General features: G+C 63.7%; 27 protein-coding genes. 10 read left to right on the forward strand and 17 right to left on the reverse strand.

The features are described 5' to 3' along the window. Positions 1-124 precede the first annotated feature (124 nt). From rpmG to topA, 6 genes are all read right to left on the reverse strand, one after another. Positions 125-292, reverse strand: a complete 168-nt coding sequence (rpmG, locus tag GWE18_RS13040) for a 50S ribosomal protein L33 (protein ID WP_027537094.1) — start codon at positions 290-292, stop codon at positions 125-127. A gap of 186 nt (positions 293-478) precedes the next feature. Then, on the reverse strand, positions 479-1,804 hold the full coding sequence (locus GWE18_RS13045) for an LLM class flavin-dependent oxidoreductase (RefSeq protein ID WP_275186339.1): 1,326 nt from the start codon (positions 1,802-1,804) through the stop codon (positions 479-481). Positions 1,805-2,026: 222 nt separating this feature from the next. Then, positions 2,027-2,764 carry an NUDIX domain-containing protein gene (locus tag GWE18_RS13050; RefSeq protein ID WP_275186145.1) on the reverse strand — a complete coding sequence of 246 codons (738 nt, stop codon included), beginning with the start codon at positions 2,762-2,764 and terminating at the stop codon, positions 2,027-2,029. Positions 2,765-2,810: 46 nt separating this feature from the next. Beyond that, positions 2,811-3,248 carry a DUF983 domain-containing protein gene (locus GWE18_RS13055; protein ID WP_275186146.1) on the reverse strand — a complete coding sequence of 146 codons (438 nt, stop codon included), beginning with the start codon at positions 3,246-3,248 and terminating at the stop codon, positions 2,811-2,813. Continuing rightward, positions 3,236-5,578 carry a ribonuclease R gene (rnr, locus tag GWE18_RS13060; RefSeq protein WP_275186147.1) on the reverse strand — a complete coding sequence of 781 codons (2,343 nt, stop codon included), beginning with the start codon at positions 5,576-5,578 and terminating at the stop codon, positions 3,236-3,238. Before rnr ends, GWE18_RS13055 begins: the two co-directional genes overlap by 13 nt. After that, positions 5,579-8,359, reverse strand: a complete 2,781-nt coding sequence (topA, locus tag GWE18_RS13065; protein WP_275186148.1) for a type I DNA topoisomerase — start codon at positions 8,357-8,359, stop codon at positions 5,579-5,581. 230 nt (positions 8,360-8,589) lie between these two features. Here topA and GWE18_RS13070 point away from each other — a divergent pair, with 230 nt between their 5' ends. After that, the gene (locus tag GWE18_RS13070) at positions 8,590-8,850 is read left to right on the forward strand and encodes a hypothetical protein (RefSeq protein WP_275186149.1); all 261 of its coding nucleotides are present in this window, start codon (positions 8,590-8,592) and stop codon (positions 8,848-8,850) included. 163 nt (positions 8,851-9,013) lie between these two features. Here the strand turns inward: GWE18_RS13070 and GWE18_RS13075 are convergent, their stop codons facing one another. Beyond that, the gene (locus GWE18_RS13075) at positions 9,014-9,490 is read right to left on the reverse strand and encodes a helix-turn-helix domain-containing protein (RefSeq protein WP_275186150.1); all 477 of its coding nucleotides are present in this window, start codon (positions 9,488-9,490) and stop codon (positions 9,014-9,016) included. Positions 9,491-9,599: 109 nt separating this feature from the next. Between GWE18_RS13075 and GWE18_RS13080 the strand changes: the two genes are divergently transcribed. Together GWE18_RS13080 and GWE18_RS13085 are read left to right on the forward strand one after the other, a co-directional pair. Beyond that, positions 9,600-10,373: an SDR family oxidoreductase gene (locus tag GWE18_RS13080; RefSeq protein WP_275186151.1), complete on the forward strand. Its 774-nt coding sequence runs from the start codon at positions 9,600-9,602 to the stop codon at positions 10,371-10,373. 147 nt (positions 10,374-10,520) lie between these two features. After that, on the forward strand, positions 10,521-10,661 hold the full coding sequence (locus GWE18_RS13085) for a hypothetical protein (protein ID WP_275186152.1): 141 nt from the start codon (positions 10,521-10,523) through the stop codon (positions 10,659-10,661). A gap of 66 nt (positions 10,662-10,727) precedes the next feature. Here GWE18_RS13085 and GWE18_RS13090 read toward each other — a convergent pair whose 3' ends face one another. Then, the gene (locus GWE18_RS13090; protein ID WP_275186153.1) at positions 10,728-11,336 is read right to left on the reverse strand and encodes an NAD(P)H-dependent oxidoreductase; all 609 of its coding nucleotides are present in this window, start codon (positions 11,334-11,336) and stop codon (positions 10,728-10,730) included. Positions 11,337-11,431: 95 nt separating this feature from the next. On the opposite strand from GWE18_RS13090, the gene GWE18_RS13095 reads away from it, so the two are divergent. Continuing rightward, positions 11,432-11,833 carry a helix-turn-helix domain-containing protein gene (locus tag GWE18_RS13095; protein WP_275186154.1) on the forward strand — a complete coding sequence of 134 codons (402 nt, stop codon included), beginning with the start codon at positions 11,432-11,434 and terminating at the stop codon, positions 11,831-11,833. Here the strand turns inward: GWE18_RS13095 and dprA are convergent, their stop codons facing one another. Further along, complete coding sequence (gene dprA, locus GWE18_RS13100; RefSeq protein ID WP_275186155.1) at positions 11,834-12,952, reverse strand: DNA-processing protein DprA; 1,119 nt, start codon at positions 12,950-12,952, stop codon at positions 11,834-11,836. Between the two features lie 117 nt (positions 12,953-13,069). On the opposite strand from dprA, the gene GWE18_RS13105 reads away from it, so the two are divergent. Continuing rightward, entirely contained in the window at positions 13,070-14,311 is a 1,242-nt protein-coding gene (locus tag GWE18_RS13105) for an amidase (RefSeq protein ID WP_275186156.1), read from the forward strand. A gap of 1 nt (position 14,312) precedes the next feature. Here GWE18_RS13105 and plsY read toward each other — a convergent pair whose 3' ends face one another. From plsY to GWE18_RS13120, 3 genes are read right to left on the reverse strand one after another with little or no spacing between them, the layout of a single operon-like run. Continuing rightward, positions 14,313-14,903: a glycerol-3-phosphate 1-O-acyltransferase PlsY gene (gene plsY / locus GWE18_RS13110; protein WP_275186157.1), complete on the reverse strand. Its 591-nt coding sequence runs from the start codon at positions 14,901-14,903 to the stop codon at positions 14,313-14,315. 35 nt (positions 14,904-14,938) lie between these two features. Beyond that, on the reverse strand, positions 14,939-16,240 hold the full coding sequence (locus GWE18_RS13115; protein WP_275186158.1) for a dihydroorotase: 1,302 nt from the start codon (positions 16,238-16,240) through the stop codon (positions 14,939-14,941). 3 nt (positions 16,241-16,243) lie between these two features. Beyond that, positions 16,244-17,197, reverse strand: a complete 954-nt coding sequence (locus tag GWE18_RS13120) for an aspartate carbamoyltransferase catalytic subunit (protein WP_028345624.1) — start codon at positions 17,195-17,197, stop codon at positions 16,244-16,246. Between the two features lie 245 nt (positions 17,198-17,442). Between GWE18_RS13120 and GWE18_RS13125 the strand changes: the two genes are divergently transcribed. From GWE18_RS13125 to GWE18_RS13135, 3 genes are all read left to right on the forward strand, one after another. Beyond that, on the forward strand, positions 17,443-18,189 hold the full coding sequence (locus GWE18_RS13125) for a M15 family metallopeptidase (protein WP_275186159.1): 747 nt from the start codon (positions 17,443-17,445) through the stop codon (positions 18,187-18,189). A 23-nt stretch (positions 18,190-18,212) separates the two neighbouring features. Beyond that, complete coding sequence (locus GWE18_RS13130; protein ID WP_275186160.1) at positions 18,213-19,856, forward strand: acyl-CoA dehydrogenase family protein; 1,644 nt, start codon at positions 18,213-18,215, stop codon at positions 19,854-19,856. A gap of 106 nt (positions 19,857-19,962) precedes the next feature. Beyond that, positions 19,963-20,745 carry a type II CAAX endopeptidase family protein gene (locus tag GWE18_RS13135; protein WP_275186161.1) on the forward strand — a complete coding sequence of 261 codons (783 nt, stop codon included), beginning with the start codon at positions 19,963-19,965 and terminating at the stop codon, positions 20,743-20,745. A 97-nt stretch (positions 20,746-20,842) separates the two neighbouring features. On the opposite strand, the gene GWE18_RS13140 is transcribed toward GWE18_RS13135, so the two are convergent. The 3 genes from GWE18_RS13140 to GWE18_RS13150 form a co-directional block, all read right to left on the reverse strand. Next, positions 20,843-21,766 (reverse strand): AEC family transporter, encoded by a 924-nt coding sequence (locus tag GWE18_RS13140; RefSeq protein WP_275186162.1) that lies wholly within the window; start codon positions 21,764-21,766, stop codon positions 20,843-20,845. Then, positions 21,766-22,248 carry a Holliday junction resolvase RuvX gene (gene ruvX, locus GWE18_RS13145; RefSeq protein ID WP_275186163.1) on the reverse strand — a complete coding sequence of 161 codons (483 nt, stop codon included), beginning with the start codon at positions 22,246-22,248 and terminating at the stop codon, positions 21,766-21,768. Before ruvX ends, GWE18_RS13140 begins: the two co-directional genes overlap by 1 nt. Positions 22,249-22,339: 91 nt before the next feature. Then, entirely contained in the window at positions 22,340-23,275 is a 936-nt protein-coding gene (locus tag GWE18_RS13150; protein ID WP_275186164.1) for a cyclase family protein, read from the reverse strand. 198 nt (positions 23,276-23,473) lie between these two features. Between GWE18_RS13150 and GWE18_RS13155 the strand changes: the two genes are divergently transcribed. Further along, complete coding sequence (locus GWE18_RS13155; RefSeq protein WP_057848541.1) at positions 23,474-23,689, forward strand: hypothetical protein; 216 nt, start codon at positions 23,474-23,476, stop codon at positions 23,687-23,689. Here the strand turns inward: GWE18_RS13155 and GWE18_RS13160 are convergent. Further along, the gene (locus GWE18_RS13160; protein WP_275186165.1) at positions 23,676-24,557 is read right to left on the reverse strand and encodes a LysR family transcriptional regulator; all 882 of its coding nucleotides are present in this window, start codon (positions 24,555-24,557) and stop codon (positions 23,676-23,678) included. The two genes, GWE18_RS13155 and GWE18_RS13160, sit on opposite strands and share 14 nt — an antisense overlap. A 25-nt stretch (positions 24,558-24,582) precedes the next feature. Between GWE18_RS13160 and GWE18_RS13165 the strand changes: the two genes are divergently transcribed. Continuing rightward, positions 24,583-25,635 carry a nitronate monooxygenase gene (locus GWE18_RS13165; protein WP_275186166.1) on the forward strand — a complete coding sequence of 351 codons (1,053 nt, stop codon included), beginning with the start codon at positions 24,583-24,585 and terminating at the stop codon, positions 25,633-25,635. A gap of 133 nt (positions 25,636-25,768) precedes the next feature. Here GWE18_RS13165 and GWE18_RS13170 read toward each other — a convergent pair whose 3' ends face one another. Beyond that, a complete protein-coding gene (locus tag GWE18_RS13170) occupies positions 25,769-25,933 on the reverse strand; it encodes a hypothetical protein (RefSeq protein WP_156438248.1) in 165 nt (54 codons plus the stop codon). Positions 25,934-26,051: the final 118 nt, after the last annotated feature.

Here is a 26,051-nt window from a genome sequence, read left to right on the forward strand (position 1 = left end):
CTGTTCGAGGTTGGTCGTTGGTCAAGCCGGGCGATGACACTTATGCGTGGAGCGGCCATGCTCGGCGCAAATAAAAACAGGGCCCGAAGGGCCCCGTTCAATCCGCCAGCGACGCGCTTACGAATTACTTGATCTTCGATTCCTTGAACTCGACGTGCTTGCGCGCGACCGGGTCGTACTTCTTCTTGACCAGCTTGTCGGTCATGGTGCGCGAGTTCTTCTTGGCGACGTAGTAGAAGCCGGTATCCGCCGTGGAAACGAGCTTGACCTTGATGGTGACCGCTTTGGCCATGTTCAGAACCTCAAATATGGGGATATCGGGCGCCGGCCAAATCGGCCTGCATTTGCGCGCAACCTAGCTTCTGATCGCTCAAAGTCAAGGTTTTCGGGGCAAAAACCGGCCAGATTCGAGGTGGAATCCATGTTTTGCGCGTATTCTGATCGCAAAACCGGTGTCCACTTTTGCGGAATTTGCGCGTTAACCCTCGAAGAACCGGTTTTTCGGCCTCGGCAGCCCCAGATTCTCCCGCAGCGTCTTGCCCTCGTACTCTTTCCGGAAAATCCCACGCTTCTGCAGTTCCGGCACCACCTTGTCGACGAAATCGTCGAGCCCTGCGGGGAGGAACGGGAACATGATGTTGAAGCCGTCGCTGCCTCGGCTCATCAGCCATTCCTCCATCTGGTCGGCGATGGTTTGCGGCGTGCCGACAAAGGACAGACCGCCATAGCCGCCGACGCGCTGGGCGAGCTGGCGCACCGTGAGCTTGTCGCGCGCGGCGGCATCGACCAGGCGCTGGCGGCCGCTCTTGCTGGCGTTGGTTTCGGGGATCGGCGGCAACTGCCCGTCGGGATCGAAGCCGGAGGCGTCGGTGCCGAGCTGCACGGAGAGCGAGGCGATGGCGCTGTCGTAATGCACCATGCTGTCGAGCTTTGCTCTCTTCTCTTTTGCTTCTTCCACGCTATCGCCGACCACGACGAAGGCGCCGGGCAGGATCTTCAGGTGCTCGGGGTTGCGCCCGATCTTCTCCATGCGGCCCTTGATGTCGGCATAAAGCTTCTGCCCGTCGGCGAGGCTGCCGCCGCCGGTGAACACGGCTTCCGCCGTCTCCGCCGCGAGCTGCTTGCCGTCCTCGGATGCGCCGGCCTGCACGATCAGCGGCCAACCCTGCACGGGGCGGGCGATGTTGAGCGGCCCGCGCACGGACAGATATTTTCCCTTGTGATTGAGCACGCGCATCTTCGCCGGGTCGAAATAGAGCCCGGCCTCGACGTCGCGCACGAAGGCGTCATCGGCGAAGGAATCCCAGAGACCTGTGACCACGTCATAGAATTCGCGCGCCCGCTTGTAACGCTCGGCGTGCTCCATGTGGTCGTCGAGCCCGAAATTGAGCGCGGCATCCGGATTGGAGGTGGTGACGATATTCCACCCCGCGCGCCCGCCAGAGATGTGGTCGAGCGAGGCGAAGCGCCGGGCGACATGATAGGGCTCGTCGAACGTCGTCGATCCCGTCGCGATCAGGCCGATATGTTCGGTGACGCTGGCCAGCGCGGACAGCAGCGTGAACGGTTCGAACGAAGTCACCGTGTGGCTGCGCTTGAGCGCATTGATCGGCATGTTCAACACGGCCAGATGGTCGGCCATGAAGAAGGCGTCGAACTTGCCGGCTTCGAGCTTCTGGATCAGTTGCTTGATGCGCGGGAAATTGAAATTGGCATCTGGCCATGCGCCCGGATAGCGCCAAGCGCCGGTGTGGATGGATACCGGCCGCATGAACGCGCCGAGCTTGAGTTGCCGCTGTGCCATTACCCCGTTTCCGTCGCTGTTATTGTTGGGGAAGAGATAGGGACGGGCAGCGGCGGCGCCATCGGCGGGGTCGAGAAGAATTTTGCAATTTAGGGGATTGGGGGAGAACAATTCGCCGGCGCCAATACCGTCATTGCGAGCGAAGCGAAGCAATCCATCTATCCCCGGGCGGAGGCATGGATTGCTTCGCTGCGCTCGCAATGACGGGGAGAGAGTGGAGCCTTACGCCCCCAGCACATCCTTCTGCATCTTGCCGCCGTAGAAGTGGAAGAACGGCACCGGAGCGTCGTGGCGCAGCGGGCCTGTGGCGAGGCGGCGGTCGAGTTCGGCGAGCACGTTCTTGGTCATGGCATGGGCGTCGGCGAGCGGCTGCGAGCCGATCTCGACCCATACCAGTTCGACCAGCTCGGCATCGGCATGGATCACGCCTTCAACGCGATGGGCGATGCTGGAAGCATCCGCGGTGAAGAAGCGCGTATCGAAACGGCGGACGCGGCCGGGCGGGGTGATCGCGCGCGCGATCAGGAACAGGCCCGACGGATCGGGCAACAGGCCCGCATCCGCAAACGGCTTCCAGGCGCCGTCGAGCTTGATCCGATTGTCGACCTTGCGGCCAAGGCAGAGACCGGTTTCCTCGCAGGCCTCGCGGATCGCGGCAACCGCCAGAGCACGGGCGCGCGACGGCGCGATCTTCGGGCTGCCCTTGAGCAGGTTGGCCTCGAGCTCGGCGGAAATGGGAGCGGCGACGGGAATGCGATTGTCCGACTTGTCGACACGGCCGCCGGGGAAAACATATTTACCCGGCATGAACACCACCTTGTCGTGGCGCTTGCCAACCAGAACCTTCGGCTTCTCGCCCGAGCGGTCTATCAGGATCAGCGTGGCTGCATCCTTGGGCCGGAAATAAGGATGGTGATCGGCTTCTTTTCCTTCTTGTACTGCAGTCGCGACTTCGCTCATTCCATCCCCGTCTTGGTGTTCTTGTTGCTGCCGGTTTAGCTAGACCCTAGACCGGTGGAATGTCGCCAGGGGCATTCTCGTCAAAGCCGTGCATGCGCAGGGCCCACTGAATGCCGACCACTGCGCCCTTGATCGGCTGCAACAGTACCAGCGATAAAAGGAGCGTCACCGGCAAGTAGATCGCCAACTGCAGCCATACGGCCGGCGAGAAATTGGTTTCGATCCACAAAGCCGCCGGTACCACGATGTGACCGACAACGACGATCACGAGATAGGCCGGCAGATCGTCAGCGCGGTGCGGCGTGAAATCGAGCCCGCATACCGAGCAATTATCAGCCGTCTTCAGAAAGGCGCGAAACATCTTGCCTTCGCCGCAGCGCGGGCAGCGGCAGCGAAAACCGCGCTTCATCGCGGTCCAGAGATCGCGCTTCTCGCCCTGCACGGTATCCCGGCTCCATGTCGTCGCGGTACTCACCGTTTCCATGACTTGCCTTTCTTCGATTTGCCGGGCTTGGCTTTACCGGACTTGCCCTTGTGGGGCTTGCGAACCTTGTCGCGCGGGCTGCGGCCCGGATGCGATTTCGACGCCCTTGTCGACGCTTTCGCACCGTCGCGTTTTCTGCCGCGCGGAATGACCTGGCCTTCCGACAACAGCTCAAACCGCAACGCGCCAGCCACTGGTGCAGCTTCTACCAGACGCACGTCGACAACGTCACCCAGCCGGTGCATGGCACCGCTGCGTGAGCCGACGAGCGCGTGACGCGTCTCGTCGTAATTGTAGTACTCCGTGCCGAGCGTGCGGATCGGGATCAGCCCGTCGGCACCGGTATCCGAAAGCTTCACAAACAGGCCGGCGCGGGTAACGCCGGAAATCCGGCCCTGAAACGTCGCGCCGATACGGTCGGCGAGGAAATGCGCGATCAGCCGGTCGGCGGTCTCGCGTTCCGCCTTCATGGCGCGGCGTTCGGTCACCGAAATCTGCGCCGCGACTTCGCTCAGCGTCTCCAGCGTCTCGGTGTCGGGCAGCGCGCCTTCGCCGAGACCCAGCGCGCGGATCAGCGCGCGATGCACGATCAGATCAGCGTATCGCCGGATCGGCGAAGTGAAATGCGCATAGCGCCGAAGGTTGAGGCCGAAATGGCCGTAATTCTCCGCCGAGTATTCCGCCTGCGCCTGCGAGCGCAGCACCACCTCGTTGACCAGCGGCTCGTAATCCTCGCCGCGGACCTGGCCCAGCACCCGATTGAACAGCGAGGGTCGTAGCGCGCCGGTCTTCGCAAACGGCAGGTCGAGCGTCTTCAGGAATTCCTGGAGATTATGAACCTTCTCTTGCGTCGGCTCGTCATGCACCCGGTAGATAAGCGGAAGCGCCTTCTTTTCAAGCATTTCGGCGGCGGCGACGTTGGCGAGGATCATGAATTCCTCGATCAGCCGGTGCGCGTCGAGCCGTTCCGGCACGATGACGCGATCGACCGTTCCATCCGGCTTCAGCAGGATCTTTCGCTCGGGCAGGTCGAGGTCCAGCGGATCGCGTTCGTCACGCGCAAGTTTTACCAGCGCGTAGGCCGTATAGAGCGGTTTCAGTATCGGCTCCAGCAGCGGGCCGGTTAAGTCGTCGGGGCGTCCGTCGATCGCGGCCTGCGCCTGCGCATAATGCAGCTTGGCGGCCGAGCGCATCAGCACGCGATGAAAGCTGTGCGAGCGCTTGCGGCCGTCGGGGCCGATCACCAACCGCACTGCGAGCGCGCCGCGCGCTTCGCCCGGCACCAGTGAACAGAGATCGTTGGAGATGCGCTCGGGCAGCATCGGCACCACGCGGTCGGGGAAATAGACCGAGTTGCCGCGCGTCAGCGCGTCACGGTCCAGCGCCGCGCCCGACCGCACGTAGAAAGCGACGTCGGCAATCGCGACATGGACGATGTAGCCGCCCTTGTTGTTCGGATCGGGATCGGGCGCGGCGTGCACCGCGTCATCATGGTCCTTGGCGTCGGGCGGATCGATGGTGACGAGCGGCAGTTCGCGCCAGTCCTCGCGGCCTTTCAGCGTCGCGGGCTCGGCGGCCTCCGCCTCGCGCAATGCTGACGGAGAAAAAGCTTGCGGGATTTCGTGGGCGTGGATCGCAATCAGGCTGATCGCCTTTTCGCTCGACAGCGAGCCGAGCCGCTCCTTCACCTTGCCGGAGGCAAGGCCGTAGCCGCGCGAGCGAACCAGATCGACGCTGACGAGGTCGCCGTCCTCGGCGCCGCCGGTGTCCGTTGGCGCAATGTTTAGTTCGCGCCCGGCCTGCTTCTTGTCGACGGGAACGAGCAGGCCGCCGCCGCCAGGCAGTTTGCGGAAGATGCCGAGCAGGCGCGTGCGGGCTTGATCGATGATCTTGATGATTCGGCCGCGATAGGGGGCGCCTTCGCCATCATCGGCCTTCTCGATCCGCAACAGGGCCCGGTCGCCGACGCCCGCAGCGGTGCCCGGTTGCAGACGGCGCGGGACGTGGATGCGGATCTTCGGCGCGGGACCGTTTTCCTCGGTGTCCCATTCGGTGGGGGTGGCGAGCAATTCACCATCGGTATCGCGGCCGGTGATGTCGGCGATCACGGTCGGGGGCAGGAGCGCCGTCTCGTGGATCTTCCGGCCGCGCTTGGCGATGGCGCCATCGTCGGCGAGTTCGCGCAGGATGCGCTTCAGCTCGGCGCGGTCGGCATTCTTCAGACCGAACTCGCGGGCGATTTCCCGCGTGCCGATCTTGCCTGGATTCGCACGGATAAAGGCGACGATGGCGTCTCGGGCCGGAAAGCCATTGTCATGTTTTCTCTTCACTTATCCCCGGGCCTTGCCCGCGCTCTTCTTCGCAGGCGTTTTGGATGCTGCTGTGGGCTTGGCCGCCATTGTCTTGGCAGCCGACGCGACTGGCGCGCGCGCCTTGCTGATGGCTTCCGACTTCGGCTTCGCCGCGGCTTTCTTCGCTGCCGCCTTCTTGGCAGGTTTTGGCGTGCCGGGATCGGAAGCCTTGTCGGCAGCCTTGGCGGCGGTCTTGGCGGCTGCCTTCTTCGGTGCGGCCTTCTTCTTCGCGCCGCGCTTCGGCTTGCCGCCGCCCTTGGCGGCGCGCTCGTCGATCAGTCCGATGGCTTCAGCGAGGGTGATGGTATCAGGCGTCTTGTCGCTCGGGATCGTCGCATTGACGCCGCCGGCCGTGACATAGGCGCCGTAGCGGCCGTTCTTCACCGCGACGCCGCCAAGGCTCGGATGCTCGCCGATCGGCTTGCCGGGATCGGCGCCAAAGCGGCGGCCGCTTGGACCCTTGGCGATCTTCTCCGCGATCAGCGTCACCGCGCGGTTGAGGCCGATGTCGAATACTTCGTCGCCGGCTTCCAGGCTCGCATAGGTCTTTTCGTGACGTACGAACGGGCCGAAGCGGCCGATGCCGGCAGTGATCGGCTCGCCGGTTTCCGGATGCTTTCCAATTTCGCGCGGTAGCGACAAGAGCTTCAGCGCCAGGTCCAGCTCCATGTCGCCGGGCGACATGTTCTTCGGGATGCCGGCGCGCTTGGGCTTTTCGCCTTCGGCATAATCCTTTTGCTCGCCGAGCTGGATGTAGGGGCCGAAACGTCCGGCCTTCACCGTGACGTCGAGGTCGGTCTCGGGATCCTTTCCGAGCACACGATCGGCGCTGGCTTCGTTATCGGCGGCGAGCGGGCGCGTGTAGCGGCATTCCGGGTAATTCGAGCAGCCGACGAAGGCGCCGAACTTTCCGGCCTTCAGATTCAGTTTGCCGGTGCCGCAGGTCGGGCACTGCCTGATGTCACCGCCATCGGCGCGGGCGGGGTAGATGTGCGGCCCTAGCATGTCGTCAAGCGCGTCCAGCACCTCGGCGACGCGCAGATCCTTGATGTCGTTGACCGCGCCGATGAAGCCGATCCAGAAATCCTGCAGCACCTGCTGCCAGGAAATCTCGTTGTTGGAGATGCGGTCGAGCTGTTCTTCCAGCGCGGCGGTGAAGTCATACTCCACATAGCGCGAGAAGAAGTTTTCGAGGAAGGCGACCACGACGCGGCCCTTGTCCTCGCCATGCAGCCGCTTCTTCTCGAGCTTGACGTAACCGCGGTCTTTGAGGACCTGCAGGATCGAGGCGTAGGTCGAGGGGCGGCCGATGCCGAGCTCTTCCATCCGCTTGACCAGCGAAGCTTCCGAGAAGCGCGGCGGCGGTTCGGTGAAATGCTGGGTGACGGCGAGCGCCTGCCGCTTCAAGGCTTCGCCCTGGCTCATGGCGGGGAGGCGGCGCGAATCCTCGTCCTCCTCGTCGTCGCGGCCTTCCTGGTAGAGCGCGAGGAAGCCGTCGAACTTGATGACCTGGCCCGAGGCGCGCAGTTCCAGCACGCGGGAGCCCGCTTTTGCCGCGATGTCCACGGTGGTGCGTTCGAGTTCGGCCGATTCCATCTGGCTTGCGATGGTGCGGATCCAGATCAGCTCATAAAGCTTGGCCTGATCGGTATCGAGGCGGCGGCGCATCTCGGCGGGCCGGCGCGACAGATCGGTCGGGCGGATCGCTTCGTGCGCTTCCTGGGCGTTCTTGGCCTTGGTCTGATACTGGCGCGGCGCGTCAGGCACATAGGCGTTGCCGTAATCCTCGCCGATCACCTTGCGCGCCTGCGTGATCGCGGAGCCGTCGATCTGCACGCCGTCGGTTCGCATATAGGTGATGAGGCCGGTGGTCTCGCCGCCGATGTCGATGCCCTCATAGAGCCGCTGTGCGATGCGCATCGTGTGCGCCGGCGCAAAGCCGAGCTTGCGGCTGGCTTCCTGCTGCAGCGTCGAGGTGGTAAAAGGCGCCTGCGGATTGCGGCGCGCAGGCTTGGCTTCCACGGTCGAAACCGTGAAGTTTGCGGCTTCGATCGCCTTTTTGAGGTCTTCGGCCTCCGCGCCGGAGCCGATATCCAGACGCTGGATCTTCTTGCCGTCGGCGCCGACAAGGCGCGCCTCAAAATTGTCGCCGCGCGGCGTGGTCAGCGTTGCGACCAGCGACCAGTATTCGCGGGGGACGAATTTTTCGATTTCGAGCTCGCGGTCGCAGACCAGGCGAAGCGCCACCGACTGCACGCGGCCGGCCGAGCGCGCGCCCGGCAGTTTGCGCCATAGCACCGGCGAGAGCGTGAAGCCGACCAGATAGTCCAAAGCGCGGCGCGCCATATAGGCGTCGACCAGCGCTCCGTCGATCTGCCGCGGCGCCTTCATCGCATCGGTTACGGCCTGCTTGGTGATGGCGTTGAACACCACGCGCTCGATCTTCTGATCCTTGAGCGCGCGCTTCTCTTTCATCACCTCCAGCACGTGCCAGGAGATCGCTTCGCCCTCGCGATCAGGGTCGGTTGCGAGAATCAGTCGGCTGGCGCCCTTCAAGGCCTTGGCGATGTCGTTGAGCCGGCCGGCCGCCTTGGGATCGACCTCCCAGATCATCTGGAAATTGGCATCCGGATCGACGGAACCGTTCTTGGCAGGGAGGTCGCGGACATGGCCGAACGAGGCCAGAACCTCGTAGGAGGCGCCCAAATACTTGTTGATAGTCTTGGCTTTCGCCGGCGACTCCACGATGACGATATTCATGTCATTCCAATGGCTTATGGGAAAAGATAAAGGCGGGTTCCGCGAGACTCGCGGCCCACCGATTGGACCCGAACATGGGTGGTGAGGCGGCCCCTGTCAAATCCGCAGTAAGGAAGCAGGGACCCCTTGGCTTCGACTTTATATCCACATAGGTACGAAGTGCTGCCTAGAGTTGCGTCAATAAAGGAGTTATTTCTGGGCAATATTCAAAGCCATTGGATGCAAATTTTTTGAGCAAGGCTTCAGGCGGCCGGAAGCGGAAAGCAAAAGCTTCAGGCAAGCGTCGGGACTCGCCACCCGAGGAACGAACCGCTGAACGAGGTGAGGAGGGCGGCCCCGACGAGGCCGTGACCTTTATCGCGGAGACCGTTGCCGAACTGGTCAAACTGGCGGAGCGTCACCGGCTCGAGGTGCTCAGCCATTTGCTAAGCATGGCGCAGCTCGAGGCAGAAGAGCGCCTGCGCACCCGGAGCAAGCGTAAGCTGTCTTAACATTCGATCTTGTTACCTCGCCCCGCTTGGGGGAGAGGTCGGATCGCATCGCAGATGCGATCCGGGTGAGGGGTACAGGTCTATCGATAGAGCTCACTCGCGGAGGCAGCCCCTCACCCCGACCCTCTCCCCGTAAAGAACGGGGAGAGGGAGAAGAACTCGCTTATGCGACAACCCGCTTGCGTAGCTTCGCTGCCGGGCGCGGCTTCAGCGCAGTATCGCCCGCGCCCAGGAGCCGCCCATCCTGCGAATAGAGTTCGAGCTTGCGAACCGGCTGGCCGTTTTCCTTGTCGACCAGGATGGTGCTGATCTCTTCCGGCCGCTCGTCGAACTCCTCGCTCCATTGCCGCAAGGCGACCAAGATCGGGAAGACGCCGCGGCCCTTTGGCGTCAGCAGGTATTCCTGATACGCGCTGCCGTCGGAGGCGGGCGCGGTTTTCAGAATGCCCTGATCGGTCAGCGCGCGCAGCCGCACCGTGAGGATGTTCTTGGCGAGGCCGAGCCTCTTCTGGAATTCGCCGAAGCGGCTGACCCCGAACAGCGCCTCGCGAATGATCAGCATCGACCACCAGTCGCCGATCGCATCCAGCGAGCGTGCGATCGGGCAATCGTCGTGCTCAAAGCTGGTCCGTTTCACCATGGTGGGCTCCGTCGATAAAGGCCAGATCACGGCCTTTTGTGGTTGCAATATTAAACCAGGCGCTCTAACTGGGCAATCTAGTTTAATCATGCAACCATTGGAGGCGGCCATGAGGCTCGCGAACAAGACGGCGTTAATCACAGGGGGCAACAGCGGCATCGGGCTTGCGACCGCAAGGCTGTTCGTGGCCGAAGGCGCCAAGGTCGTCATCACAGGACGAAACCAGGTGACGCTCGATGTCGCCGCGGCGGAATTGGGCCCGAATGCGTTCGCGGTCGTGGCTGACGCCACCGATGTCGCAGCGACCGAAGCCGCAATCGGGAAGGGGGCCGCGAAGTTCGGCAAGTACGACATTCTGTTCGCCAATGCCGGCATCGCCGGCGGCACGCCGCTGGGCGCGACTGATATCGATGCGTTTCAGAAGGTCATCAGCACCAACCTCACCGGCGTGTTCTTCACGGTTCAGTCCGCGCTGCCGCATCTCAACGACAACGCCTCGATCATTCTCAACGGCTCTGTCATCTCGGTGCTCGGCATCCCCGGCTATTCGGCCTATGGCGCGGCGAAAGCAGGCGTGCGGGCGATGGCGCGCATCATGGCCTCCGAACTGTCGCCGCGCGGCATCCGCGTCAACGTGGTGGCGCCGGGCGCGATCCGCACCCCGATCTGGGGCGCGGCAATCGCAACGCCGGAAGCCGAAAAGGCCTTTGAGAAGCGAATCGCGCTCTCGACGCCGCTCGGCCGCATCGGCGAACCCGATCATATCTCCAAGACGGTGCTGTTCCTGGCGTCAGACGATTCCGCGCATGTGCAGGGCCAGGAATTGTTCGTCGATGGCGGTGCCACGGCCTCTCCGAGCGGCGCGCCGATCTATCGGGGATGAAGCAGGCCTCCGCAAATTGACGTCCGGCCAGCCCGGAGCCCTGCGACCGATTGGCGCTGGGCCGGAAGGGCGCATTGAACGTCAGTTGGCATTGCCAGACATTCAAAGGATGGGAGTCTTTTGACCGAAGAGAACCGGAGAGCAGTCATGCCGAAAAGGGTCGACGTCTCTTCATCTGCCTCGCAGGATTCGGACACCGCTCAGTTCGTTTCAGTAGCGCTGTTCTCCGGCATCGGTCTCTTGGTTTCCCTCGTCATCGTTATCTGCCGCATCAACGGCCTTTTCTGACCGGGCTCTTTTGCCATCATGCGCGAACGGCTGCCGTCGGGCGACGGCAGCCGCTGTCGCCCAAACTCAGGCGGCGTTCAGATCGCTTGCGGCTTTCAGCGCACCAGCCACGGCTTTTTCGCGATGTTCGGGACCAATCTGGATGCCGTCGGCGGAAATGAATTCAGGGCTCTTGATACCGATGAAGCCGAACACCCAGCGCAAATAGGTTTCGAGATGCTCGCCGGCGGCGGCCGGCGTGCCCGGGCCGTAATAACCGCCCCGCGACAGCGCGACGATGACACGTTTGTGGCCTGCCAGCCCTTCGGCGCCTTGCGCGCTGTACTTGAATGTTTTGCCTACGACCAGGATGCGGTCGATCCAGGCCTTGAGTTGGCTCGGGATGGTAAAGTTGTACATGGGCGCGCCGAGCACGACGATGTCGGCGGCGAGGAATTCTTCCAGCACGGCCTGACCGGCGGCGATATCCTCGCGCAGCGAAGCTTCCGGGGCCGCCCCCTGGCCGGCGGCGAGGTGTGAGCCGGTGAGATGCGCCAGCGGCGTAAGCGTGAGATCGCGGTAGCTGACTTCGAGCCCGGGCGTAGATTGGCGCAGGCGGTCGACGATGGCGGCGGAAACCTGACGGCTGACGGAGTGGGGGCCGAGAACGCTGGAATCGAGATGCAGAAGCTTCATGAGGTCACCCTTGGTATAAGTTTGTAACTGGCGCTATATGAGTGACTGTCCTAAAACCCCGCAAGAACGCACATTTTTTACACCCGAGCACATCCATGAGACCCGAGCACAAAAAAGTGCCTGCCTTTCCACCCGGTCCGCACCTCGACAGTGACTGCCGCGGCGCGGCCTCCGTCCTGGCGCGGGTCGGCGACAAATGGAGCGTGTTCGTCATCATGATGCTCGGCGATGGCCCGAAGCGCTTCAACGAGATCAAGCGCATGATCGGCGGCATCTCGCAGCGGATGCTGACGCTCACGCTGCGCGGATTGGAACGGGATGGTCTCGTGACACGAACAGTATTTCCGACCATTCCGCCGCGGGTCGATTACGAATTGACCGAACTTGGGCGTGGCTTGTCTGCGCCGGTAAAGGCGCTCGGCCAATGGGCAATTGAGCATCAGCCGGAGATCCAGCGTGCGCGGACGAAATTCGACGCGCGCAACAGCGAGTCCTGATCAGATCATCGACACCAGCCCGCCGCCGTGGCGCTCCAGCCGTCCGGCGAGTTCGAGTTCGAGCAGCACGGTGCGCACGAGGGTGGGCGAGAGGCCCGACATCCGGATCAGATCGTCGAGGCTGACAGGGCTCGGTCCGAGCAGCGCGAGGATGCGTTCGCGCTCGCCCGGATCGGTGTCGAAATCGAGCGGCTCATCATCGCCTTCGCGCGCCTCGAGCACGGTCGGCCGCTCCATGATCGGCTGCACCGCGTTGATGACGTCGCTGGCTTCGGTGACCAGCGCAGCGCCCTGCTTGATCAAATCATTGGTGCCGGCGGCGCGCGGATCGAGTGGCGAGCCGGGCACGGCAAAGACTTCGCGGCCCTGTTCGGCGGCCATCCGCGCCGTGATCAGCGATCCCGAGCGGTGCGCGGCCTCCACCACCACGACGCCAAGCGATGCGCCCGAGATCAGGCGATTGCGCCGTGGAAAATCGCGGGCGCGCGGCACATGGCCGAGCGGCATTTCGGAGATCGCGCCGCCTCGTGGGAGCAGGGCGGCCAGCAAATCCTCATGCTCCGCCGGATAGATCCGGTCGTGACCGCCCGCTAGCACCGCGACCGTGCCGCTCTCGATCGTCGCGCGATGCGCAGCCTGATCGACGCCGCGCGCCAGCCCGGAGATGACGACGAAGCCGGCTTCTCCAAGGTTGTGCGCCAATTGGCTGGCGAATTTCAGCCCGGCGCCTGAGGCGTTGCGTGAGCCGACAATCGCGATCATCGGCCGCATCATCGCATCGAGGTTGCCGCGCACGCCGAGCAGGGGTGGCGCATCGTCGAGCGCCGCCAGCCGCGGCGGATAGGCGGCTTCGCCGGGCGCGACCAGCGAGACGCCGATCTTGTTGCTCGCGGCAAGTTCGGCCCGTGCTTGCTCCTCGCTGCAGATGCGCCCTGAGCGAGTAGCGCCGCCACGCCGCGCCAGATCCGGCAGCCGCTCCAGCGCCGCGCGCGCATTGCCGAAGTGGCTGATGAGCGAGTTAAAAGTGCGCGGGCCGACATTGTCGGACCGGATCAGCCGCAGCCGGTCGATCCGGTCGGCGTCGGTGAGGTGGGCGGTGATTTGCGTCCGGTCATCCATGCGATGCAGCTTTGCCCAACCGGAGATTGCAATCAACCTGTTTGATTGTGATGGGTGTTACGCTTGCTCCATGCCAAGGCTCTCCGTAACCTGCGTCCTCATCAGAGGAATGCCTTCATGATCTCGCTCGCCGAACTTCAGCGCCGCATCGATGCCGGCGACCTTTCCGCAGACGCCGCGATCGCGCAGTCGCTCGAAGCAACCAGTGCACATGAAAAGTCCATCGGCGCCTTCGTTTGTCGGGACGAAAGTCTTCGCGCGCAAAGCGTCGGGCCGCTGCGCGGGATTGCGGTCGGTATCAAGGACATCATGGATACGGCGGATTTCCCGACCGAGATGGGCTCGCCGATCTACCGGGGATTTCGATCGCGCGGCGATGCCGCCGTGGTGATGATGCTAAAGCAGGCGGGCGCAAGCATCGTCGGCAAGACCACGACCACCGCGTTTGCCTCGATAGATCCGACGGCGACGCTCAATCCGCACAATCACGGTCATACGCCGGGCGGATCGTCGTCCGGCTCAGCGGCAGCGGTAGCGGCGGGCATGATCCCGCTCGCGCTGGGAACGCAGACCGGCGGTTCGGTGATCCGGCCGGCCTCATTCTGCGGCGTCGCTGCGATCAAGCCGTCCTACCGTTTGCTGCCGGCGGTCGGCGTGAAGTGCTATTCGTGGACGCTCGATACGGTCGGGTTGTTCGCGGCCGGTGTGGACGACGTGGCGCGCGGGCTGTCCGCGATGACCGGCAGGCCCGAATTGCTCCTGCCACCTGATATTCCGACTCCGCGCATCGGCGTGGTGACACAGGATTTCGCCGGCGCGCCAGACGCGTCGGGTGGGGAGGCGTTGCGGATCGCGACACGGGCGGTGGAAAAAGCCGGCGCCTCGGTGCATGCGCTGGACTTGCCCGAGATTTTCGCCGAGGCATGGCGCGCGCAGCCGATCGTGCAGGAGTTCGAGGCGCATCGGGCGCTTGCCTGGGAATATCGCGAACATTACGCGGAGATGGCGCCGCTGCTGCGCGCAAAGCTGGATGAAAGCAGGAACACGCCGCCTGTCGCCTATGACGAGGCGATCAAAACAGCGAGCCGCGCCAGGCAGGCACTGGAAGAACTGTTCGACGAAGTCGATGTGCTGCTGACGCTGCCGGCCCCGGGTGCTGCGCCCAAGGGATTGGGCTCGACCGGCGACGCCCGCTACAACCGCCTCTGGACGCTGATGGGTGTGCCTTGCGTCAATGTTCCCGCGCACATCGCGGACGGCGGTTTGCCTGTCGGCGTGCAGGTGATTGCGAGATATGGCGCCGATGCCAAGGCGCTGGCTGCAGCGCGGTTTGCGGAAGACGCACTGCGGCGGAAGTAGGTTACCTCGCGCCGATCCGCCCCTCGGTCCCGGCCTGCAACCGCTTGATGTTCTCGGTGTGCTTGTAAAACAGGAGCAGCGTCAGCACGACGAACAGCGACGCCAGCGCCGGATGGCCGAACCACCACAGGAACAGCGGCGTGACGAAAGCGGCGACCAGCGCCGACAGCGACGAGTAACGCGTGGTGAAGGCGGTGGCGAGCCAGATCAGGCAGAACATCAGGGCTGCGGGCCAGAACAGGCCGATCAGCACGCCGATATAGGTTGCCACCCCCTTGCCGCCCTGGAATTTCAGCCAGACCGGGAAAAGGTGACCGAGGAATGCGCCGAGCGCGGCCAGCATCGCCGCATTGGCGCCGCCGAAATAACCGGCGATGATGACCGCGAACGTGCCCTTGAGCATGTCGCCGATCAGGGTGGCCGCGGCGAGGCCCTTGCGGCCGGTGCGGAGCACGTTGGTGGCACCGATATTGCCGCTTCCGATCGAGCGCAGATCCTGAGTGCCGCCAAGCTTGGTCAGCACCAGGCCGAACGGGATCGAGCCGAGCAGATAGCCGATCAGGAAGGCGACGACGAGGAATGCCTCAGACATTGCGGTAGCTCCCACCGCGGCCCGTTTCGGACGAATCAGACGTGCTCATAAACTGTCCGCCCGCCCACGATAGTACGCACGACGCGCCCCGAGAAGCGGGCTTCGTCGAACGGCGTGTTCTTGCACTGCGATTTCAGGTCCGCGGGATCGAGCACCCAGGGCGTGTCGGGATCGATCACGATGACGTCGGCCGGGGAACCAGCGCGCAGCGAACCGCCGGGCAGGCCAAGCAGCTCCGCAGGCCGCGTCGACATCGCCCGGATCAGCGTCTTGAAGTTCATCTCGCGGTTGTGGATCAGCCGCAGCGCCGCCGGCAGCATGGTCTGCAGCCCAACCGCGCCGGGCGCCGCTTCCGCGAACGGCAGCCGCTTCACCTCGACGTCCTGCGGATTGTGATCCGACATCACGACGTCGATCAATCCGGAGGCCACGGCGGCAACCAGCGCGAGGCGGTCGTCCTCGGTGCGCAGCGGCGGCGACAATTTCAGGAAGGTGCGATAGGGGCCGATATCGTTCTCGTTCAGCGTGACGTGATTGATCGACACGGAAGCGCTGACGTCGAGGCCGGCGTCTCGCGCGCGCTTGAGGATTTCCAGCGACTCGATCGAGGACAGTGATGCCGCATGGTAGCGCCCGCCGGTCAACGCCACGAGGCGCATGTCGCGCTCCAGCATCACGGCTTCGGCGGCGTTGGGAATGCCGACGAGGCCGAGCCTGGCCGCGAATTCGCCCTCGTTCATCACGCCTTCGCCGACGAGGTCAGGGTCTTCGGTGTGGTGCACGATCAGCGCGTCGAAATCGCGCGCGTAGGTCAGCGCCCGTCGCATCACCTGCGCATTGGTGACGCTCTTGTCGCCATCGGTGAAGGCCACCGCGCCGGCGGCTTTCAATAGCCCGATCTCGGTCATCTCCACGCCGCCCAGGCCCTTGGTCAGTGCGGCCATCGGGTGGATATTGACGATCGCGGTGTCGCGGGCACGGCGCAGCACGAAGTCGACCGTCGCCGAATTGTCGATAACGGGCGAGGTATCCGGCTGGCAGATGATGGTGGTGATACCGCCGGCCGCAGCCGCCTGGCTGGCGGAGGCAAAGGTTTCGCGGTGGCTGGCGCCGGGCTCGCCGACGAAGGCACGCATGTCGATCAGCCCGGGGGCGACGATCTTGCCGGCGCAATTGACGATGTCGGTGCCTTCGGGCACGCCGGCGGCGCCGATGCCGCGTTTTGAGTCCCGGATCATGCCGTCGGCAATCAGCACATCGCCGGGGCCGTCGTAATCCCTTGAGGGATCGACGACGCGGGCGTTGGCGAGCAGGATCGGGCGGCGTTCTGTCAGCATGATTTACGCGTTCGGCAGGTTGCGGGCGAGCGCTTCCAGCACCGCCATCCGCACTGCCACTCCCATTTCTACCTGTTCACGGATCAGCGATTGCGCGCCATCCGCCACGATCGAGTCGATCTCGACGCCGCGATTCATCGGTCCCGGATGCATCACCAGCGCGTCCGGCTTGGCGTAAGCGAGCTTCTTCTGGTCGAGACCGAAATAGTGGAAGTATTCGCCGGACGACGGCACAAATGAGCCGTTCATCCGCTCGCGCTGCAGCCGCAGCATCATCACGATGTCGGCGCCATTGAGGCCCTCGCGCATGTCGCGTGCCACCTCGACACCCATTCGCTCGATGCCGCGCGGCAGCAGCGTGGAGGGCGCCACCACTCGGACGCGCGCGCCCATGGTGTTGAGCAAGAGGATGTTGGAGCGCGCCACCCGCGAATGCATCACGTCGCCGCAGATCGCGATGACCAGCCCTTCCAGCCGGCCCTTGTTGCGGCGGATGGTCAGCGCATCCAGTAGCGCCTGGGTCGGATGCTCGTGGGCCCCGTCACCGGCATTGATCACGGAACCGTCAACCTTGCGCGCCAGGAGTTCCACCGCGCCGGAGGCGTGGTGCCGCACCACCAGGATATCCGGGTGCATGGCGTTGAGCGTCACGGCCGTGTCCATCAGCGTCTCGCCCTTGCGGATCGAAGACGAGGACACCGACATGTTCATGACGTCGGCCCCTAACCGTTTTCCCGCCAGTTCGAACGAGGATTGGGTTCGGGTCGAGGCCTCGAAAAACAGGTTCACCTGGGTGCGACCGCGCAAAGACGTGCGCTTTTTGTCCACCTGGCGGTTGAGCTCGACATATTCCTCGGAAAGGTCGAGCAGGCCGGTAATATCGGCAGCGGAAAGCCCCTCGATTCCCAGCAGATGCCGGTGCCCGAGGACGAAGGTCGATTTCGATGCAGGGGTCATTAAAGCGAGAGCTATAGGCAGAGATGCCGGGTAGGGCAAGCTTCAAATCCTGCGTCCGGACTTATCCACTAGCGCATCGGCGGCAGGGAAAACGGCGGCGGATGGTGTCCCCTACCGCCGGTTTCCGCTAGGGTGCCGAGATCGGCGCACGATCAGGCCATGGAAAACCTACGGCATTTCATTCAGTGCATTCGGATTATGTTGTGGGCACTGGCGTAACCATCAGCAGGGGTGCGACAAGGCGGATGGCACTCGCGGCGATATTCGCAGCGGGTTGCCTGGCGAGCGCCGCGGCGCAGACGCCAAAACTGCCCGCCGGCTTCGTCTATCTGCGCGATATCGATCCGACCATCATTCAGGATACGCGTTACGCCGGCCCCAACAATTTCGTCGGCCGTCCCCTCAGGGGGTATCAAGCCGCCGAATGTGTGGTGAAGCGCGAAGTCGGCGTGCTGCTGAAGAGCGTTCAGGAAGAGCTCGCGCTGCAGGGTCTGTCCTTGAAGATGTTCGATTGCTACCGCCCCACGCGCGCGGTTGCCGACATGGTGGCGTGGTCGCGCGACGGCAAGGAGACACCGGCGCAGAAGCGCTACAATCCGTCGTTCAGCAAGGCAGACCTGTTTCGTCTGGGATATATCGCCGAGCGTTCCGGGCATTCCACCGGTGCTGCGCTTGACCTTACGCTGGTCGATCTGAAGGCCGATAATTCAGCGGTATTCGATCCCACCAAGGAATACGGCGACTGCACCGCCAATGTGAACCTTCGCGCGCCGGATGGCAGCGTCGACATGGGCACCGGCTATGATTGTTCCGACGTCAGGTCGCACACATCAGCGAAATCCATCACCGCAGCCCAGCGCCGCTGGCGGGAGAAGCTGGTTCTGGTGATGGCGCGGCGAGGATTTGTAAACTATTCGAAGGAGTGGTGGCACTTTTCGCTGCCGGGGGCGGGCGGGCCGGCCTATGATTTCCCGATTGTACCGAGGAAATGAATCACGGGGTTCCAGGATCAGCCATGAGCCAGGCAACATTCGCGACCCATGAGGTCTTCAACCAGTCACCACCGTTTGAGGATATCGATCTATTTGCGGCCGATCGGCCGTTGGTCGAAGCGGTGGCCGCCAACGGCGGCGCTTCGGCCGAGGGCGAGTTGTCGGACTTCGGCAACCACTGGGGTTCGGCCGTCATGGCCGAACGCGGCCGCGTTGCCAACGAGAACACGCCGAAACTGCGCACCTTCGATGCCCGCGGCAATCGCCGCGACGAGGTCGAGTTTCATCCGGCCTATCACGAGTTGATGGCGCATAGTGCGCACGCCGGCGTGCACAATTCGACCTGGAACGGGTCAGGCAAGCCGGCCGGCGGTGCGTCGGAGGTGATCCGCGCGGCCAAATTTTACATGGCCGCGCAGGTCGAGACCGGACATCTCTGCCCGATCACCATGACGCGGGCCTCCGTCGCCGCGCTGGCAGAACAGCCCGACCTGCTGGCCAGGGTGATGCCGGTGCTGGGCACGCGTTCCTATGACCCGAGCTTTGCGCCGTGGCCGACAAAACGCGGCATGACGCTCGGCATGGGCATGACCGAGAAGCAGGGCGGCACCGACGTGCGGTCCAACATGACGCGGGCGGAGCGCGACGGGAATGCCTACCGCATCACCGGGCACAAATGGTTCATGTCGGCGCCGATGTGCGACGCTTTCCTGGTGCTCGCACAGGCCGAGGATGGCTTGAGCTGTTTCTTCATGCCGCGCTTTACGCCCGACGGGTCGATCAACGCGATCCGGTTCCAGCGGCTCAAGGACAAGCTCGGCAACCGTTCGAACGCCTCCTCGGAAGTCGAGTTTCACGGCGCCCATGCCGAGCGCGTCGGCGACGAGGGCAAGGGTATCCGCACCATCATCCAGATGGTGCAATTGACCCGGCAGGATTGCGCGATAGCTTCGGCCGGTCTGATGCGCTCCGGTCTGGCGCATGCGCTGCACCACGCAAGGCATCGCAGCGTGTTCCAAAAACATCTCGCCGATCAGCCGCTGATGAAGGCGGTGCTGTCGGACATGGCGCTGCATGTCGAGGCCACCGTCGCGCTGGTGATGCGGCTGTGCCGTTCGTTCGACCGCGCGCCTGTCGACGCCAAGGAAGCCGCCTATATGCGGCTGCTGACGCCGGCCATCAAATACTGGGTCTGCAAGAGCGCGCCCGGCTTTCTCTATGAGGCGATGGAGTGCCTCGGCGGCAATGGTTACGTGGAAGAGGGCATTGTGGCACGGCATTACCGGGAGGCGCCGGTCAATGCGATCTGGGAAGGCTCCGGCAATGTGATGTGCCTCGACGTGCTCCGCGCGCTGTCGCGCGAGCCGGAAGCGGCATCCGGCATCTTGCATGAACTGACCGGCGAGACGCTCGGATTGCGGGGCGCGGGTGAGGCAACCGCGTTCATCGGCAAGGCCTTCCACCGGCCGGACAGCGAGCGCGTGGCGCGGCTGGCGGTCGAGAAGCTGGCGCTGCTGGCGGCTTCCGCCGCGCTTAATGCGGCGTCGCCGCGGCATGCGCAGTTGTTCGCGGCCACGCGCCTTGCCGGGAATCACGCCGGCATGTACGGCGCGGTCGATCTGGCCAATGACGACATAAGCGGACTCTTGGAGCGCGCGCTGCCGTGAGCATGAATGCGTCTCACCGTCCTGGCTGGGTTTGCCGCCTTCGCTGAAGCTTCAGCGGCAAGCCCGGGCATGACGAAGATAATCCTCCGGCTATGAAAGTCACTTGATGGACTCCCTCACCACCGCAAGTCCCACTGCCGTACCGCCCGCGATCCCCGATCAGCAGCCGCCACGCGTCTGGAAATTCTGGGGCACGTCGCTGTGGGGCCTGTTCATCTTCGCAGCGGTGTTCCTCGGCCAGGTCACGGTCATCATCTACTTCGTGCTGCGGCATGGCGGGTCGTTCGACATCGCTGATGCGATCCGTATCGTCGGCAGCGGCCTTACCATCTCGCTGTCCGTCATCCTGGGACTGCCCGCCGTGCTGCTGGCGTCGTGGGTCGCGATCCGTCCGACGCGGATACCCTTTGCCGAATATCTGGCGCTGCGCTGGCCCTCATGGCGCAATTTCCTCACAGGCGTCGCCGCGCTGGCGATTCTCGTCGGCGGCTGGGACCTGCTGTCGCGGGCACTTGGGCGCGAGGTAACGCCGGGCTTCATGGGCGACGTGCTGAAATCAGCCCAGGCCGATGGCGCGCTGTGGCTGCTGGTGATCGCGTTTTCCGTGGCCGCGCCGATGTGGGAAGAGATTTTTGCGCGCGGGTTCCTCTACCGCGGCTGGTCGGAATCAAGGCTCGGCGTCGCCGGGGCCATCTTCCTGTCGTCGCTGGCCTGGACCGCGCTGCATCTGCAATACGACTGGTTCTTCTTCGGCGAGGTGTTTTCGATCGGCCTGCTGCTGGGCTATCTGCGCTACCGCACCAATTCGACCTGGCTGACCATCGCGCTGCACGGCATCAATAATCTGGCAGCGACGATTCAGACCCTCTGGTTGGCCGGGCAGGGGTAAGGCTCTCTCCCCGTCATTGCGAGGAGCGCCAGCGACGAAGCAATCCATGTCTCAACTCGCCGCCCTATGGATTGCTTCGCTTCGCTCGCAATGACGGCTACGCCACCAATGCAATCGCAATCGGCATCGTGATCGCCGCCAAAATGGTCTGCAGCGTGATGATCTGGGCCAGCAGCGGGGCGTCGCCACCCATTTGCCGCGCCAGCACATAGGCCGAGGACGAGGTGGGCACGGCCGAGCAGACAGCAACGATCACCAGGCCTGAGCCCGATATGCCGAACCACAGCGCCAGCGCGATGCCAAGAACCGGCATCAGGATCAGCTTGAGGAACACCGCGATCGAAGCGGCTAGGCTCGGACGGAACATACCTGCAAGCTGCAGGCCCGCGCCGGTGACGAGCAGTCCGATGCCGAGGGATGAGCGGCCGAGCGCCTCGGCGACGTCGTGCCAGACCTGTGGCAGCGGCAGATGCGTGACATTCACCGCGAGCCCGATCGCGCAGGCCCAGATCAAAGGATTCGTCAGCACTGTCATCACGATCGCGCGGAGCGACTGCTTTTCCGGCGTAGCGTAGTGAGCCAGCACCGACACGCTGAACACATTCACAAGCGGAATGATCGCGACCATGGCGACGGAGGCCAGCGCCAGCCCGGTGTGGCCAAAGAGATTGCTAGAGATGGCGAGCGCGACAAAAGTCTGCCAGCGCGTTGCGCCCTGGAAGATCGAGGTGAAGGCCGGGCCATCGATGTTCCAGCGGCAGAAGAGGGGCCGCAGCGCCAGGCACAAGAGCGACATCACTAGCGCCGAGAGCATCAGCGCGCCGCCGACTCCGGCCACCGGAACGCTGGACAGATCGGCCTTCACCAGCGTCTGGATCAGTAGCGTCGGGAACAGGACGTAATAGGTCAGCCTCTCCAGCCCGTGCCATTGCGTGTCCAGCCGCATCAGGCTGCGCTTGAGGATGAAGCCGAGCACGATCAGCAGAAACACCGGCAGCAGCGCCGAGATCACCACCGCCATCAGCGATCTCCGCGCAGCTTCGCCAGCCGGTCCAGCGCACCCTGCAGGATGAACATCGCGGCATGCTCGTCGATCACCTCGGCACGGCGGGCGCGGGAGACGTCCATGCCGATCAATTCGCGCTCGACGGCCGCGGTCGAGAGCCGCTCGTCCCATAAAGCGATGGCAAGCCCCGTGAGGTTGGAAAAATTACGGGCAAAGGCGCGGGTCGATTGCGCGCGTGGCCCCTCGCTGCCGTCCATGTTGATGGGCAGGCCGAGCACGAAGCCGACGGCGCTGCGTTCGCCCGAAATCGCCAACAGCCGCGCCGCGTCGGCCTTGAAAGCCTTGCGCTGGATCGTCTCGACGCCGGTCGCCAGCCGGCGGTCAGGATCGGACGCGGCGACGCCGATGGTCTTGGTGCCGAGATCGAGGCCGATGAGGGCGCCACGCTCGGGCCAGTGGGTGACAGCATCGATCAGGGGAAGGATAGGGGCGGGCATGGTTCCGCTTAACACGCGGTGTGCCGCACAGGCAAAGCCGATCAGGGCGTGGCGTCCATGCGAGAACGCCACGCCATCCGTCGATTTAGTCTTACCGGATCGCGACCGGGTTGATCATGCTCTGCACGCCGCCCTTGAAGCGCGGCTGGCCGAGCACGAACAGGAACTCATAGGCCTTGTCCTTGGCGAGCTCTGCCGTGTCGAGATTTTCGAGGATATAGGTCCCGTTCATCGCCAGCAGGATCTGATGCACCTCGAAGATGTTTTTCGACTCGAAGGGAAGGACTTCGAGTCCCCAGGTATCGGCGCCGACGGCGACCACGCCCTTGCCGGTGAGATACTTGGCGCCTTCGACCCCTAGGCCCGGCTCACCTGCACCATAGCGCTTGTCATCCTTGCCGATCAGGCTGAGCCAGCCGGTGTGGAAGATCACGACGTCGCCCTGGCGGATTTCGACGCCCTGTTTCTTCGCGACTTCCTCGATCTCCTTGACGTTGAAGGCGGTGCCTTCCTTGACCACGTCGGTGCCGTAGTGAGCCGCCATGTCGAGCAGTACGCCGCGGGTCACCATCGGCGGAACTTTCTCGATGCCGAGCTTTTTCAGTCCCGTCGGATCGGCGAAATCGGCGAGTTTGTTGCCATTATAGTAGACGTGCTCGATACCGAGATGGCCGAGGCCGTCCAACTGACTACCGACGCCGACCCAGCCTTCAATGATGTCGTCGTTGTAGGTCGTCTTGTTGGGTCCAAGGCCGGGAATGCCGGCCTGGCCGGGCTGCACGATCGTGACCTTGAAGGCCCGCGGCGGATAGGCGGGGGTCTTGGAATCGACGGGAATGCCGAGCGCGTAGGTTTTGCCGGTCTTGACCAAGCCCGCTGCTTTCACGACGAGTTCGGGCTTCATGTAGTTGGCGGCGCCGATCTCGTCGTTCGGCCCCCATTTCGATTTCGTCCAGTCTTGAGCGCTTGCCGTTCCGACCGCACCCAACAAGGCGACAGAACAGCTCAATACGAACGCAATGCGCATCGCAGTCCCTCCCAGATTGACGTTATGGTTTTTGGTAGCCAGCACCTCATACTAACGTAGTAGTGTGGGGCGGCCAGAGGTTTTTTGAGCATGACGCTCGCATCGCCGTCCGAGGAAGGGTGCAGCGCAAATCGTCTTGTTGCGGAAAGATGGCAGAGAAGTTTCGTCCGGCGGAATGAACGCGGGTAAGGCTATTTGATGGATGCGCTCAGTCTGTTCGGCCTGTTCGCGGTGACCGCGATGCTCGTGGCATACGCGCTGGAGGACCGCAGCCACTGGTTCATCCTGGCCTTCGCTGGCGCCTGCGCGCTTGGCTCCGCTTATGGATTCTTACAGGGCGCCTGGCCGTTCGGACTGGTCGAGGCGATCTGGACCGGCGTTGCGGTGCGGCGCTGGTATGTCAGGCTGCAATGACCTCGCCATTGTTGCTCAGGCAGGATGCGAAGACCTGCAGGGCACTGTATTGATGCGCCGTGCGGCGGGTGATGAAAAGCGTCTCCACGCGTGACTGCGCCGGGCTTAGCGTGTGGATGCTCACGCTGTCGTTTCGCCCAACTACAGCGCGCGGCAGCAGCGTCACGCCCATGTCGGCGGCAACGCAGCCGATCATGCCGTCGAGCGTGCCGAGTTCGAACCGCGCGGAAGACGGCCAGCCGAATTCCGAGAAGATCTGCTCGAGCCGCTGGCGGTAGGTGCAGCCGGTGCGGAACACCAGCGCGGTCGGCCCCGATTCCGGCGTGCCCGCGCGTAAAGCGGCGAGGCTCTGCCATCGCAGTGCCGTCACCAGCACGAGTTCTTCGCGGAAGGCGACCGTCGTATTGAGTTCGGCATGCTCGACCGGACCTGCGACGAACGCGCCGTCAAACGTGCCGTTGAGCACGCTGGCCACCAGCTCGGCCGTTGTCGAGGTCCGTAAGGTCAGCCGCACCGCCGGGAAGCGCCGATGGAAATCGGCGAGCAAAGAGGGTAGGCGCACTGCCGCCGTCGTCTCCATCGAGCCGATCGCGAGCGGTCCCTTCGGCTCGCCGTCGTCGCGCGCGGCCAGCAGCGCCTCGCGCGACAGCGCGGCCATCCGCTGCGCATAGGGCAGCAAACGGCGGCCGGCGCCGGTCAGCGTCATGCCGCGGCTGTGCCGCTCGAACAACGCGGTGCCGATCTCGGCTTCGAGCGCCTTCACCCGCTGCGTGACGTTGGATTGCACGGTGTTGAGTTCGTCGGCAGCGCGGGTGATGCCGCCGAGCCGCGCGACTGTGGCAAAGGTCGTCAGGTCGGACAATTCCATGCGATCCGCGCGTTTTCTTTTCTAGATGGCTACATTCTCAACAAATCACTTATCCAGAATTCTAGTGCCGGCTAGGGTGCCTGTCCAGATTAGGAGAATTGATATGTCGATCAGCACCCCATTGACGACTCTTTTGGGCATTGAGCATCCGATCTTGTTGGCGCCGATGGACATTGTTTCCGGTGCGCGCCTGACTGCAGCCGTCAGCAATGCCGGGGGTTTCGGCATTCTTGGCGGAGGCTATGGAGACAAAGCCTGGCTTGAACAGGAGATCGCTAAACTTAAGCAGCTCGCGCCAGCCCACTTTGGCGTCGGCTTCATCACGTGGAGCCTGGCGAAGCAGCCAGACCTGCTGGATCTCGCACTGAGTGCCAGACCGCGGGCGATCTTCCTTTCATTCGGCGATCCTAAGCAATTTGCATCCCGCATCAGGGACGCTGGAGCCTTGATGATCTGCCAGGTTCAAGACGAGCAATTGGCACGCCAAGCTCTAGATGCCGGTGCCGACATTCTTGTGGCGCAAGGAAGCGAGGCCGGCGGCCACGGCGCTTCCCGCACAACATTGGATATTGTGCCCGCCATCGTCGACCTCGCGGCCGGCCGCGTGCCGGTGGTGGCTGCTGGCGGGCTTGGAGACGGACGCGGGTTGGCGGCAATGATGATGCTTGGCGCCGCCGGTGTTTTGCTCGGCACACGCTTTTATGCCAGCCAGGAAGCCGATGGAGCGGAGGAAGCCAAGAAGCGAATTTGCGCCGCCACCGGCGGCAGCACCACTCGCGGTCTTATCTTCGATATATCGCGCGATCACGTGTGGCCGTCGCCGTTCACAGGGCGTTGCCTGATCAATGATCATTCACGACGCTGGGCCGGCCGTGAACTTGAACTCCTACAAGACAAGACCGCCACCGCCGAATACATGGCTGCAAGGGCCACGCGCAATTTCGACATCGCAGCGGTGATTGCGGGCTCAGGGGTCGGACTGATCCACGATATCCCGCCAGCCGCCGAGGTCGTTGATAGGATCATGACCGAGGCAGACCAAATCCTGCACGGACGCCGCAACTCATCCGCGGCGTGACCGGATCATCGATCTTTTTCAAGAGCCGGATAGGCCGGTCGGATGGGCCGCGAGATGCCGGCGACGGAGCTAACCCGTTGCTCGCGGGGGCTGCGCTGGTGCGGCTAGGTGCGTTGGACGGAGCCGCTTCGCCCTAATGCGCCGGCTCGTCGCGCCTGACGTCCAGATGCTCGGCGGCCAGCGACCGGTAATGCGCGGCCATCTCTTTGTAATGTTGCCGTGAGATCGGATCGGTCGCGCTTTCCGCGCGGCGTTCGAACATTTCCGCCTTTTCCTGCAGGATCTTAGCCCGAGACATGGCTCTCCCTCCTGTTTTGTCAGGTCAAGCAGGCGAGGTAGACGATCGCGACGCCGAGCACAGTCCCGATGGACTAAAGGGCAGAATCGATCCCAGCCTTCCGACCCGGCGCTGTCGT

The sequence above is a fragment of the Bradyrhizobium sp. CSA112 genome (assembly GCF_029051645.1).
In the GTDB taxonomy this organism is placed as follows: domain Bacteria; phylum Pseudomonadota; class Alphaproteobacteria; order Rhizobiales; family Xanthobacteraceae; genus Bradyrhizobium.